We start from the raw sequence: 12,502 nt of genomic DNA, 5'->3' as shown, positions 1-12,502 counted from the left end.
GCCCTAGCCTCCGAAGAAGTGGACGACGAAGTAGACGACGGCGGCCACCGACGCGGCCATCGGCATGGTGAGGATCCACGCGGTGACGATGTTGCCCGCGACCCCCCACCGGACGGCCGACAGCCGCTTGGTGGCGCCGACGCCCATGATGCAGGACGTGATCGTGTGCGTCGTCGAAATTGGAGCGTGCCAGATGTAAGCGGTGGCGTAAAGAATCATGGAGGCTGTTGATTCAGCCGCAAATCCTTTGGGAGGGTCCAGCTCGATCACCTTGCGGCCGAGCGTCCGCATGATCCGCCAACCGCCGGCGTAGGTGCCGAGGGACAGCGCGCCCGCACAGGCGATGATCACCCAGAGGGGGACGTCCTGGCCGTCGGAGTGGCCGGTGGTGACGAGGGCGAGGACGATGATGCCCATCGTCTTCTGCGCGTCCTGGAGGCCGTGGCCGAGCGCCATCGACGCCGCCGACAGCGACTGGGCGATCCGGAAGCGGCGGGAGATCCGACCGGGGTTGGCCCGGCGGAAGATCCACAGGATGGCGATCATCACCAGATAGGCCAGGCCGAACCCCGCCACCGGCGAGATCACCATCGGGATGGCGACCTTCTCCACGACGGTGCTCCAGCTCACCGAGGACGCCGACGCCAACCCGGCCCCGACCACGCCGCCGATCAGGGCGTGCGAGGACGAGGAGGGCAGCCCGAAGTACCAGGTGATGAGGTTCCACGTGATCGCGCCGAGCACGCCGGCGGCGACCACGGTGAGGCCGTGCAGCCCCGTCGGCGGGGTGATGACCTCGCTGACGGTCTTGGCGACCTCGACGCCGAGGAGCGCGCCGATCAGATTCATCACGGCCGCCATCAGCAGCGCCGCCCGGGGTGTCAACGCGCGGGTGGACACCGAGGTGGCGATGGCGTTGGCGGCGTCGTGGAACCCGTTGGTGTAGTCGAAGACCAGCGCGATGACGACGACGAGGATGAGCACGGCGGTCTGCGCGTCCGACCGGAGGCCGAGGGCTCCGGCGAGGACCACCGCGAGGAAGCCGACCAGCAGGACGGGCCAGAACCTGGCCGGGCCGCGGCGGACCTGCTCACCGAGCGTCGGTTCGGCGCCCGCGGGCTGGTCCTTGGTCAACGCCACGCCGACCGGGCCGCCGACGGCGCTGGCGCGCCCTTCCGGCGACTCGTCTTCCACGCTCATGACTCCTTGACCGAGATGGTCTCGACCGTGTTGGCGACGTGCTCGAACGCGTCGGCCGCGTCCTCCAGCCGGTCGATGATCTGCTTCAACTTCAGCACGGTCAGGGTGTCGTAGTCACCGCTGAACAGCTGCGCGAGCAGCTTGCGGTAGATCTGGTCGCCCTGGTTCTCGAGCCGGTTGATCTCGATCCAGTACTCGTTGAGCTCCTTCATCGACCGGAGCCTCGGCATCGCCTCGGCGGTCAGCTCCGCAGCCCGCTCCAGCACCTCCACCATGTGGACGACGCCCTTCGGGAACTCGTCGATCTTGTAGAGGACGACGAGGTCGGCGGCCTCCTCCATCTCGTCCATCACGTCGTCGATCGTCGAGGCCAGCCGGTAGATGTCCTCGCGGTCGAAGGGTGTGATGAACGTTTCGTTCAGCCGCCGCATGATCGCGTGAGTGCATTCGTCGCCGGCGTGCTCGCAGGCGCGCATCTTCTCCGCGATCGCTGCCCGGTCGGCATCGTCGCTGATGAGCTCCACGAGCAGCCTGGCGCCGGTGACCAGGTTGTTCGCGGAATCGGCGAACATGTCGTAGAAGCTGTCCTCACGCGGCGTGAGACGCAAGCGCACGTCGTTCTCCTGATGTGCCGGAACAGTCCGCAGAGGATCGTAGGCGCTACCAGCCGTAAAAAGAACCTTTGCCCCAGCTTCGGCTGGTGTCCTTCATCCTCTCACTTCCAGGATTGCCCCGGATCATCGGGTACATACCTCGCAGGAGGCCCCTATCTGCGGGGGACGGACGGCGTTTCGGGGTGGTTCGGCGGGATCCTCCGGTCAAGGCCGGTTGAGGTCACCAGTGAGATTTGTTACAGAGCGCGATGGCCGGGAGGTCGACCGAATTCGGCGGCGAACCGGCCGTGGGCCCCTCGCATGACGGGCCCCTCGCATGAGACGAGCCGGGGACGCGGCGAACGCGTCCCCGGCTCGCCCCGTGCGACTGCTTTCGCTCTTCTTCCGGGAGGACGCCCTCCCGGACCCCCTGGGACGCTCTCAGTCCCGTGGCGTCAGTTCGCGACGACCGGCTTCGTCGGACCGCACTCCGAGCACCATGTCGATCTCCGCGACGGTCAGCGGTCGCTTGGCCGCCGCCACCGCGCTCAGCATCTCGGCATAGAGTTCGATCTCGTCCAGCGCAACACGGTCGTGGACGCGCAAATCGAGGTACTGTCGCACCAGCGTCCACCTCCGTTCGTTCCCCACACCCAGGTCCGAGGCTACGCGCCCCACCTGGACGGGCACATGACCCAAGAGGGCCATTCGCGGGCCACACGTGACCCTGTCAATCCGGGGGGCTCCGCGCCGACCCCGCGGCCGTCCGGCCCCGGGCCGGACCCGGCCCTTCGGCGACTTCCCGGAAGCCTTCCCAGCTATCGACTGTTTAATACCTATGTCCCGTTCGTCCCGGGACGGAAGTCGCCGAGCATCTGCTCCAGGGCCGTCTCGGGCAGGTCCCTGGCCGTCAGCCGGGCCACGGTCGCGGCGTTGACGTCGGCGCCCGCGAGCCGGGCCGCCTGCCGCGCCACCGTCTGCTCGAACAGCGCCCGGACGGTCCGCGCGTAGGCGAACTGCGGGTCGTCCCGCATCCGCTCGAACCGGGTCAGCAGCTCGACCCTCAGCTCCTCGTCCAGCATGTACAGGTCGCGCTCGGCGTAGCTCTGGAAAAGCCTCACCATGTCGCGGTCGCCCATCCCGGTGAACTCCAGGATCCGGCCGAACTCGGCGCGAAAGGTCGGGTTGCCCGCGAGGAAGCCCTCCATCTCCGCGGCCGGACTGGAGCAGACCACCATGAACCTGCCCCGGCTCGCGTTCATGCGGCGCAGCAGTTCGGCCACGACGGCCGGACTCCGGTCGAGCCGATACGCCTCCTGGACGAGCAGCACCCCGCCGAGCGCCTGATCCACCATGCTCGCGACACGGTTCTCGGTGTCGGCCCGGTCACGTCCCGCCAGGTGGACCGGACGGCACGCGACCACATGCCCGGACGCCAGCAGCCCGAGCGCCGCGTACACGCCGCCGATGAGACCGGCCACGGTCGTCTTCCCGGTCCCGGGCGGCCCCACGAAGACCAGGTGCCGGCCCTCGCCCGCGGACACCCCGTACCGCGCCCGGTCGGCGACGAGCCCCGCCTCCTCGACGAGCTCGCGCACGGCGGCCTTCACCTCCTCCAGCCCGGTGAGCTGGTCGAGCTGCCGCAGGTAGCCGTCGATGTCGCCGGGCGGGCGCAGCGCGGGCTCGATGCCCTCGGCGACGCCCGCGAGATCGTCCGGGGTCAGCACGAGACGGTCGTGGGACGCCCCCGCGCGCTCCATGTTTCGCTGCGCCGCCTGGTCGAGATACGCCTCGACCAGCCGCGCGTTGACGAGATCGCCCGGCCCGCGGAGCCGGTTCAGGTCCTCGCGGGCGACCTCCAGGGCCGACGCCCCGATGGTGACGCGCCGCTCCTCGGCCAGCAGGTGCAGCAGCGTCATGCGGTTGTCGAGATCGCTGAAATCGGGCAGCCGGTGGACGCGGAACGCCTGAACGAGCTTCGGATGGTCCCGAAGGAGCTGCTTGTACGCCTGCGGCTCGCAGGTGGCGATGACGGGCGTCGTGTTCACCGGGTCGCGGCGGGCCCGCCGCACCGCGCCGACGACCGCGGCCTGGTCGGCCGCGCAGCGGATCGCGACGTCCAGCCGCTCGAAGAGGATCACCGGGCCGGGCTGGGCGAGGATCCGGCCGACCCGCTGGGCGGGCGCGTCCCGGACGTCCTCGGCGTCGTGCGCGCGGATCGACCCGTCGCCGAGGCCCGCGTTCGCCAGCGTCAGCGCGATCATGCGGGAGAGCCGGCGCTGCCCCGAGTGCGGGCCGCCGACCAGCAGCACGCCCGGCACCGCCGGTTTGATGGAGCTGGGCGCGCCGTCCACCCGCGTCGCCTCGATGCCGTCGTTCACGGGCGCGTTGCGTTCCTGCACCTGGCGGCGCAGCTCGGCGAGCAGGTCCGTCACGTCGTGGTCGCCGTACACGAACCCGAACCCGAACCGCTCCAGGACGCGGCGTTCGCCGCGGTCCCGCGGGGGCGGGATCTCGTGGACGGGCCGCTCCGGCGCGGGCGTGTCGTCCAGGAAGTCGAAGTCGCCGATCATCGTCTTGGACATGACCTTCGTCCCCGGCCCGGCGCCCTGTGCGGGGGGCGGCGGCTGCGGGGCTTCGTCGGCTTCCAGGTCATCGGGTTGCAGCACCCGCGTGCCGGGCGGGCTCGGCGAAGCCGGTGGCGGCCCCGAGTCCTCCATGCGCGTGGCGTGCGGATCGAACGAGGCGGCGGCCGGAGTCGGCTGCGGCGGTGGCTGCTGGTGTGACTGCGGTTGCGCCTGTGGTTGCGGCTGCGCCTGTGGCTGTGGTTGCGGGACGTCGGGCGGCGGCTGCGGCATCTGCCGTGGCGGAGCGGCACCCGCCGGCTGGTAGCCGAGCTGCGTGTACGGCGGCGCGACGCTCCCGTCCGGCGTGTCGTCCTCCGGGGGCGAGTAGCCGCCGAGCTGCGGCTCCGGCACAGCGGGCGAAGACGGCGGCGGTGGGGTGCTCTGCATCGGTGCGGGCGGCGCCGCGCCGGGACGCTGGAACCCGAGTTCGGTGTAGGGCGGCGCGACGCTCCCCTCGTCCCCGGCGGGCTGCTGACCGCCCATGATCGGGTCCGGGTGGGCGAACGCGGCCTGCTGCCCCTGTCCGGCCATCTGGTCGTCCGCCCGCGGGCCCGGCGCGTTCTCCCAACCCGGCTGGGCGGGCGGCTGCACGAACGGGCGGTCGGGCTCGGACGGCGTCCCCTGCGGCTGCGGGGGCGTGCCGGGGGCGACCCCCGGCTGGCTCTGCATCCCGAACGGGGCGGGCTGCGCCGGGGCCGGGCTGGGCGGCGGCGTGGCGGTCGGGGCGGCGGCCGTCGCGCGGGCCCGGTTGCGGCCGATGATCCCGGCGACGATCGCCGTCGGAACGGGGAAGCCGCGAGGCCGGGCGGGCATCCCGCCGAGGCGGCACCAGGCCAGGTCGAGCTCGTACATCGCGGCCAGCAGCGTCTCGGCGCCCGGCCCCGACCCGGCCGCGGACCGCAGCGGCTCCGGCAGGCGCATGTCCTGGGGCCACAACCGGCGCAGCGGATGCCCCTGCTGCTCCGACACCGCCTGCACGGTGTAGCGGATCTCCGGGTCCAGCCACGGGACGATGGAGCCGGCCACGTCCTTGCGCACGACGTCCAGGTCGGCGGCGAGCAGCGCGGCGGCGACGAGACGCGGCTCGATGTAGGCGGGGTCCACGGGGTCGCCGGACAGGTCGGCCACCAGTTCACTGAGCGTGTAGAACGCGTGCCGGAAGTTGTCGCCCGGCGAGCTCTCGTTCCGCAGCGCGGGGACCAGGTTCGGCGGGCACCGCGTCAGCCACTGCTGGACGATCGCCTGGTCGCCGTACGGCAGCGCCGCGTAGTCGACCGTGGGGTTGGCGAGCGTGGTGCCGAGGATGGCGAGCAGCGCGTCCGCCCGCATCTGGAACCGGACGTCGTCGCGGAGGGCGCTGGCGACGGCCCACATCGTCCGCAGGACGACGACCGCCGCGTCGACCCGGCTGGCCCGCAGGCGCTCGGCGTACAGCCCGACCAGGGCCTCCAGGGGCGGCGGCGTGAGCCAGCGGGGGCCGTCCACGTGCGGGAGCGGCTTGGCCCGGTAGGGCTTCCACAGGTCGAGCATCTGCGCGTCGAGCCGCGAGTCGAACGCGGGCGCGGACGAGCACCACAGCATCACGCCCCACGCGAGGGCCACGGTGGACGGCGTGTCGTTGGAGAACTCCGGCGACCAGTGCGGGTAGTCGGGCGCGTGCAGCGCCGCGGCGGACTCGACGGTCGACCGGACGCGCGCCGTCACCTCGGTGGCGAACCCGTGCCCGACGAACGGCAGGCCCGCCGGAGGGTCGTAGGCGAAGTCGGGCCCGGCGGGGATCACGTGCGGCGGCAGGTGCGGAACCTGCCCGGACCCCTGCTGCGCGCGCCGCGCCGCCATCCGGACGGCCGGGGTCCGGGGCGGCGGGCACAGGTACCACTGCCCGTCGGACGGGTGCAGCCGGTACCAGCGGGCCCAGGCGCCGAACAACCACCAGGTGCCGTCGGGGAGGGCGAGCAGGCGACCGCCGATGGAGTGATGGCGTTGCTGCGGAGGTGCCGACGGCCACCACGCGGCGGCCACCATCGCCCTCGTGTCCCGCTCTGCCTCCGCGAACGGATCCTGCCCCGTCGGGGGGCTGGGCGGCGGAGCACTGCCATAGCCCGGTCCCCAAACCACGATGGTCATCGTAGTCAGCAGAAACCGGCAGGGCTCTCCCCCACCGGAACGTTCCTCAAGTCCTCGCAGGTCAGAAGGGGCCTAATCCGAACTTGACGACGCCACCCGGCGTCGGTGGTGCTCGGACGGGGTCAGTGCCAGTCGGCGGTGCGGTGGCGGCGGGCCTTGTCCGCGTACACCTGGGGGGTGTGCGTCAGGACGAGTCGGTCGTCGTCGGTCAGTTCGCGGACGATCCGGCCGGGCGTTCCGGCGACGAGGACGCCGGACGGGATCTTCTTACCGGGTGGCACGAGGGCTCCCGCGGCGATGAGCGTCCCGGCGCCGATGCGTGCGCCGTTCAGGACGATCGCGCCGATGCCGATGAGCGACCCCGTCTCCACGTGGGCGCCGTGGACCATCGCCTTGTGGCCGAGGCTGACCCGGTCTTCGAGGACGGCGGGTGTCCCCGGGTCGGCGTGCAGGCAGCACAGGTCCTGGATGTTGCACTCCTCGCCGACGATGATCTCCTCGTCGTCGCCGCGCAGCACCGAGCCGTACCAGACGCTGGACGCGCGTCCCAGCCTGACCCGGCCGACGACCACCGCGCCGGGCGCGATCCACGCCTCGGGGTCGACGTCCGGACGGTCCTCACCCAACGATCCCAGGTACCTCATGGGGCCGATGCTAGGACCCGCCGCGCCGCCGCCCACCGGACGGGGCCACCGGACGGGCCGGAGGGGCCGGAAGCGGCCCGCGACACGCCCAGCCGAGATAGCACGAATTTTCCGGGATTGGATAGTTTGTCGCCTCACCAGGTGAAGAAACGGCGGCGAGAAGCGCGTTCCGGTTGCGCGAATGGGGTGGACCGGACAAGAGTCGTCCTGACGTTTCCGCATGTGGACCCGCTCACCGGCGGGTGAGGAGAGCAACCCGACCCTGACGGGGTGATGACCCCCGCCAACGACCCCCAAGGCATCATGAGCAACGAAGCCGAAATCCTGCCGAACCTCCTCAAAGACGACACGCACGAGTTCGAGATCGTCATGCGCGGCTACAACCGCCGCCAGGTCGACGACTACATCGCGCGATTCCTTCAGAAGAACCGAGAACTCGAGGCGCGGCTCGCCCGGGCCCACGACGACTCCGAGCGGCTCCGCCGCGAGATGGCCGAGCTCCGGGAGGCGCGCAAGCCCACCGGCGACGACCTCAGCGACCGGCTCCGCCAGATCATCAACCTCGCCGAGGACGAGGCCCAGGACAAGGTCGCCCAGGCCGAGACCAAGGGCGCGGAGATCCGCAAGGACGCCGAACTGGAGTCCAAGCGGATCATCGACGAGGCCCGCGCGCACGCCGAGAAGAATCTGGCCCACGCGCAGGACAAGGCCGAGAGCGTGCTCGCCTCCGCCAAGAAGGAGGCCGACACCGTCCTGTCGTCCGCCAAGCAGGAGGCCGAGCAGACGGTGACCAGCGCCCGGTTGGAGGCCGAGCGCACCCTCACCGCGTCCGAGCGCCGCGCCAGCGTGATCAACGAGGGGGCGACGCAGCGGTTGACGTCGCTCACCAAGAACCACACCCAGGCCCTGCAGCGCCTCACCGAGATCAGCGAGACGCTGCACCGCCTCCTCACCGCGGAGAACGAGGCGGGCCCGCTGGAGAAGATGGTCGAGGACGCCGTCCGGCAGACCGCCCCCCGGAGCAAGCAGGCCCCGCCCGCCCCGGCCCCGGCTCCGGCTCCGGCCAAGCCGGCCGCCGCCGGTCCCGCGCAGCCGAGCACGCCGCCGGTGAAGAAGCCCGAGCCGACCGCCGACATCCCGGTCGTCGCCGCCCCCCAGCAGCCGAAGCACGCCCGTCCGACCGAGGAGCCGGGCGGATCGGGCGCGCCGATCGCCCCGCCGCCGCCCGCCGGTACGACCCCGGTCGTTCCGCCGCAGCAGCCCCGGGGGCCCATCGAGTTGTAGCCCGCCGCGACGCCGGACGGTGACGTGTCCGCCCAGGGCCGTCCCTGGGCGGACATGACCGTCTATAAGATCCTTGAGGTGAGCAAGAGGACCCACACGCGGGGCGGGACCGCCCGTCCGATCAGAATCCTCGGAGATCCGGTCCTGCGCACCGAGTGCGACCCGGTCAGGACGTTCGACGCCGCGCTGGAACGCCTCGTCGACGACATGTTCGTCACCATGTACGAGGAGGACGGCGCGGGCGTGGCCGCCAACCAGGTGGGCGTGGGCCTGCGGGCGTTCGTCTATGACTGTGAGGACGACCGCGGACGCAGGCACGTCGGTCACGTCGTCAACCCCCGGCTCGTGGTCGCCGACGGGGAGATGCTCGTTGAGCCGGAAGGCTGCCTGTCCGTCCCGGGGATGCGTTTCGACACGCCCCGCCACGCGCACGCCGTCGTCGAAGGCGTCGACGTGAAGGGAAGACCCGTCCGCGTCGAGGGCACCGGCTACTTCGCCCGCTGCCTCCAGCACGAGTGCGGCCACCTGGACGGCGGCGTCTACATCGACGTCCTGTCCGGCGACGCGCGCCGCGAGGCGATGCGCGCGATCCGCGCGCTCGACCGCTAGACCGGCGATCCGGCGCGCTCAACGGATACCCGGGGAGCATTCAGGGGACATTCAGGTTGAAGTGGGAACCTCTCCGATAAGTGTCGAGGGGGGACTGTGCCATTGGTCGATCGGACGGCGAACGGCGGCAGGGCGGCGGAAGCGACGCTGCTCGTCGTCGAGGACGAGCCCAACATTCTGGAGCTCCTGGCCGGCAGCCTGCGTTTCACCGGGTTCGACGTGGTCACGGCGACGAACGGGGCCGAGGCGGTCCAGTCGGCGCGGCGGCACCGCCCGGATCTGATCGTCCTGGACGTGATGCTGCCCGACATCGACGGTTTCGACGTCGCGCGGCGGCTGCGGTCCGGCGGCGACCACACCCCGGTGCTGTTCCTGACCGCGCGGGACGCCGTGCAGGACCGCGTCAAGGGGCTGACGATCGGCGGGGACGACTATGTCACCAAGCCGTTCAGCCTGGAGGAGGTCATCGCGCGCATCCGGGCCGTGCTGCGGCGGTTCCGCGGCGGCATGACCGAGCCGCCGCCGCGGCTGGTGTTCGCGGACGTCGAGCTCGACGAGGACAGCCACGAGGTGTGGCGCGGCGGGCGCGCGATCCAGCTGTCGCCCACGGAGTTCAAGCTGCTGCGGTACTTCATGGCCAACGCGGGACGGGTCGTGTCGAAGGCGCAGATCCTCGACCACGTGTGGAACTACGACTTCCGGGGCGACGCGGGCATCGTCGAGTCGTACGTGTCGGCGCTGCGCCGCAAGGTCGACAACGCCGAGCCGCGGCTCATCCACACCCTGCGCGGCGTCGGTTACGTCCTGCGCGAGCCGTCGAGATCGGGCTGATGGCCACGCGGTTCCCGGCGTCCACGGCCCCCCGGCCGGCGCCGGCCCGGGCGGGACTTCCCGGCGAGGGCCCGCTTCCGTGGCCGCGCCGCGAGATGGCCCGCCTCTGGGGACGGACGTCGCTGCGCGTCAAGCTGATCGCCGGCATGCTCGTCCTCGTCACGCTCGGGATGACCGTGATGGCCGCGGCGGGCGCGTCGGTGCTGCGGCAGTACCTCGTCGGGCGGGCCGACGACCAGTTGCGCGGCTCGGTGGGGCGGGCGGTCGACCAGGTCGTCGAGGGGCTGCGGAGCGGGCAGCGGGAGATCAACGTCCGGATTCCGAGCGAGATGTACGCGCAGGTCCGCGCCACCAGCGGCAGCATCGTGTGGCAGAACTCGGCGTGGAGCGAGTCGGGCCATCCGCGGCTGCCGGACGACATGAGCGAGCGCATGGACCGCCCGTTCACCGTGAACGGGACGGGCGGGTCGCAGTGGCGGATCCTGGCCGCGCCGGTCTCCGGCGGTGTGCTGGTCCTCGCGTTCAGCCTGGAGGAGGTCGACCGGACTGTCCGCAGCCTCGTGACGATCGACGCGATCGTGGGGCTGCTGGTGCTGAGCGTCCTGGTCGGGCTCGGCGTGCTGGTCGTCCGGGCCAGCCTGCGGCCGCTCGCGGCGGTGGAGGAGACGGCGGGCGCGATCGCGGCGGGCGATCTGTCGCGCCGTGTCCCGGAGGGCGATCCGCGGACCGAGATGGGACGGCTCGGCCGGTCGCTGAACACGATGCTCGCGCAGATCGAGGCGGCGTTCGGGGCCCGCGCCGACTCCGAGGCCGCGGCGCGGCGGTCGGAGGAGACGGCCCGCCGGTCGGAGGAGCGGATGCGGCGGTTCATCGCGGACGCCAGCCACGAGCTGCGCACCCCGTTGACCGCGATCCGCGGTTTCGCCGAGTTCTACCGGCAGGGCGCGGCCCGCACCCCCGAGGAACTCGACCGGCTGATCGGCCGGATCGAGGACACCGCGTCCCGGATGGGCCTGCTCGTGGAGGATCTGCTGCTGCTCGCCCGGCTGGACCGGCAGCGTCCGATCGAGCGGCGCCCGGTGGATCTTCTCGCCGTCGCCGCCGACGCCGTCCAGGTCGCCAGAGTCCTCGCACCCGAACGAAAGATCGACCTCTCGGTGGAGGGAGGTCTGGCGTACCAGGTGCGGGGGGACGAGGCGCGGCTGCGCCAGGTGCTCGGCAACCTGCTCACCAACGCCCTCACGCACACTCCCAAGGGCACACCGGTGGACGTGCGCCTCTCCCCCGGGACACTGCGCGACGCGCCCGCCGTGAGCGTGGAGGTCGCGGACTCGGGCCCCGGACTCGCCCCCGAACAGGCGGAACGCGTCTTCGAACGCTTCTACCGCGCCGACGAGGCCCGCTCCCGCGCGGGCGGCGGCACGGGTCTCGGCCTCGCCATCGTCGCCGCGCTGGTCGCGGCCCACGACGGGCTGGTGGAGGCCGACTCCTCGTCCGGTGAGGGCGCCACGTTCCGGGTCGTCCTGCCTTTGGACGATGACTGAAGGGGACGTTCAGGCAACGTTCAGCTGAGTGCGTTTAAGTGGTCGGCACAGGGCGCGCCCCGTTCCCGGCGGGGACCGGGAGGCCGCGCCCTGGCCAGCAGTACCCCGCGCCGCCACGGCACCCGCGGTCGGGGGGACGCCACGCCGCACGTCCCCCCGACCGCGGTTTTTGGTTGATGTCCGTTTTCAGCACACTTTCAGGTTGGCTACAGCCAGTCTGCAGCCCCGCCGCGCACGCTCCATGGTGAGTGAACGACAGGGGACCGCATGAACGCGCATGCCGTGTCGGACGCCCGCGAGCCCACGGTGACCCGTTCCGACGGTCGGACGGCGCCCGCACGGGTCGTCGGCTCCGACACCGCCGGCGAGACCGTCGCCGGCGCCCCGGTCTGACCCGGGAAGCCGTCCGGCCAAGCTCTGGGGGGAGCGGGCGGACGGACGGCGAACCGGGCAGAGGGTCCCTTCCGGCCGGGCCGGGCCGGAAGGGACCCGGCATGGGAGAGCGGCCGCGGGATCGCGCACGACGTTCCGCGGCCGCACGCCCGCGCGGAGATTACTCGGACGACAAGATCACTCATTCCTGCGACAATGGGAACATGTCCGACCGCATCCACGTCCGCGGCTCGGTCTCCATTCCGGAGTCCGAGCTGAGCTGGCGTTTCTCCCGTTCCTCGGGGCCGGGCGGGCAGCACGTCAACACCAGCGCCACCGCCGCCGAACTCTCCTTCGACGTCGCGAACTCCCCGTCTCTGCCGGACCACCTCAGGGCCCGCGCCCTGGACCGCCTCGCGACCCGCCTGGTCAGAGGCGTCCTCACCATCCGCGCCGAGGAGTACCGGTCCCAGCAGCGCAACCGGGACGCCGCCCGCACCCGCCTGGCGACCCTGCTGGCCGACGCGACCGCCCCGCCCCCGAAGAAACGCGTCCCCAAGAAGATCCCCCGGGGCATCAACGAACGCCGCCTGGAGAACAAGAAGCGGCGTAGCGCCGTAAAACGCCAACGCGCCATGCGCTGGGACTGACCCTTACGACGACCCCGAACA

The 12,502-nt window shown here is 71.8% G+C and carries 11 protein-coding genes; 6 read left to right on the top strand and 5 right to left on the bottom strand.

What is annotated here, in order from left to right; genetic code table 11:
* Nucleotides 1-3: 3 nt before the first annotated feature.
* From D0T12_RS21475 to D0T12_RS21455, 5 genes are all read right to left on the bottom strand, one after another.
* Nucleotides 4-1,200, bottom strand: a complete 1,197-nt coding sequence (locus tag D0T12_RS21475; protein WP_233526203.1) for an inorganic phosphate transporter — start codon at nt 1,198-1,200, stop codon at nt 4-6.
* The gene (locus D0T12_RS21470; protein WP_117401430.1) at nt 1,197-1,814 is read right to left on the bottom strand and encodes a DUF47 domain-containing protein; all 618 of its coding nucleotides are present in this window, start codon (nt 1,812-1,814) and stop codon (nt 1,197-1,199) included. The genes D0T12_RS21475 and D0T12_RS21470 overlap by 4 nt, the downstream gene beginning before the upstream one ends.
* 420 nt (nt 1,815-2,234) lie before the next feature.
* A complete protein-coding gene (locus D0T12_RS21465) occupies nt 2,235-2,417 on the bottom strand; it encodes a hypothetical protein (RefSeq protein ID WP_325050832.1) in 183 nt (60 codons plus the stop codon).
* Between the two features lie 212 nt (nt 2,418-2,629).
* Entirely contained in the window at nt 2,630-6,547 is a 3,918-nt protein-coding gene (locus tag D0T12_RS21460; protein ID WP_147339578.1) for an AAA family ATPase, read from the bottom strand.
* 122 nt (nt 6,548-6,669) lie between these two features.
* A complete protein-coding gene (locus D0T12_RS21455; RefSeq protein ID WP_117401428.1) occupies nt 6,670-7,191 on the bottom strand; it encodes a gamma carbonic anhydrase family protein in 522 nt (173 codons plus the stop codon).
* Between the two features lie 303 nt (nt 7,192-7,494).
* Here D0T12_RS21455 and D0T12_RS21450 point away from each other — a divergent pair, with 303 nt between their 5' ends.
* From D0T12_RS21450 to arfB, 6 genes are all read left to right on the top strand, one after another.
* Entirely contained in the window at nt 7,495-8,475 is a 981-nt protein-coding gene (locus D0T12_RS21450) for a DivIVA domain-containing protein (RefSeq protein WP_117401613.1), read from the top strand.
* A gap of 78 nt (nt 8,476-8,553) precedes the next feature.
* Nucleotides 8,554-9,084 carry a peptide deformylase gene (gene def / locus D0T12_RS21445; RefSeq protein ID WP_233526202.1) on the top strand — a complete coding sequence of 177 codons (531 nt, stop codon included), beginning with the start codon at nt 8,554-8,556 and terminating at the stop codon, nt 9,082-9,084.
* A gap of 102 nt (nt 9,085-9,186) precedes the next feature.
* Complete coding sequence (locus tag D0T12_RS21440; RefSeq protein ID WP_117401427.1) at nt 9,187-9,915, top strand: response regulator transcription factor; 729 nt, start codon at nt 9,187-9,189, stop codon at nt 9,913-9,915.
* Nucleotides 9,915-11,459, top strand: a complete 1,545-nt coding sequence (locus D0T12_RS21435) for a sensor histidine kinase (protein ID WP_325050831.1) — start codon at nt 9,915-9,917, stop codon at nt 11,457-11,459. The genes D0T12_RS21440 and D0T12_RS21435 overlap by 1 nt, the downstream gene beginning before the upstream one ends.
* A 267-nt stretch (nt 11,460-11,726) precedes the next feature.
* Nucleotides 11,727-11,852 (top strand): hypothetical protein, encoded by a 126-nt coding sequence (locus tag D0T12_RS37055; protein ID WP_267900412.1) that lies wholly within the window; start codon nt 11,727-11,729, stop codon nt 11,850-11,852.
* 203 nt (nt 11,853-12,055) lie between these two features.
* Entirely contained in the window at nt 12,056-12,481 is a 426-nt protein-coding gene (gene arfB / locus D0T12_RS21430) for an alternative ribosome rescue aminoacyl-tRNA hydrolase ArfB (protein WP_117401426.1), read from the top strand.
* Nucleotides 12,482-12,502: the final 21 nt, after the last annotated feature.

Origin of the sequence: Actinomadura spongiicola (assembly GCF_003432485.1) — a bacterium.
GTDB lineage: Bacteria > Actinomycetota > Actinomycetes > Streptosporangiales > Streptosporangiaceae > Spirillospora > Spirillospora spongiicola.
The sequence above is the reverse complement of the archived record's forward strand: the minus strand, read 5'-3'. Positions and strand labels throughout refer to the sequence as shown.

Bases quoted from the DNA above. Each gene is read 5' to 3' on its own strand.
- D0T12_RS21455 (WP_117401428.1), bottom strand. From the start codon at position 7,191: ATGAGGTACCTGGGATCGTTGGGTGAGGACCGTCCGGACGTCGACCCC.
- D0T12_RS21460 (WP_147339578.1), bottom strand. From the start codon at position 6,547: ATGACCATCGTGGTTTGGGGACCGGGCTATGGCAGTGCTCCGCCGCCC.
- D0T12_RS21475 (WP_233526203.1), bottom strand. From the start codon at position 1,200: ATGAGCGTGGAAGACGAGTCGCCGGAAGGGCGCGCCAGCGCCGTCGGC.
- D0T12_RS21435 (WP_325050831.1), top strand. From the start codon at position 9,915: ATGGCCACGCGGTTCCCGGCGTCCACGGCCCCCCGGCCGGCGCCGGCC.
- D0T12_RS37055 (WP_267900412.1), top strand. From the start codon at position 11,727: ATGAACGCGCATGCCGTGTCGGACGCCCGCGAGCCCACGGTGACCCGT.
- D0T12_RS21450 (WP_117401613.1), top strand. From the start codon at position 7,495: ATGAGCAACGAAGCCGAAATCCTGCCGAACCTCCTCAAAGACGACACG.
- arfB (WP_117401426.1), top strand. From the start codon at position 12,056: ATGTCCGACCGCATCCACGTCCGCGGCTCGGTCTCCATTCCGGAGTCC.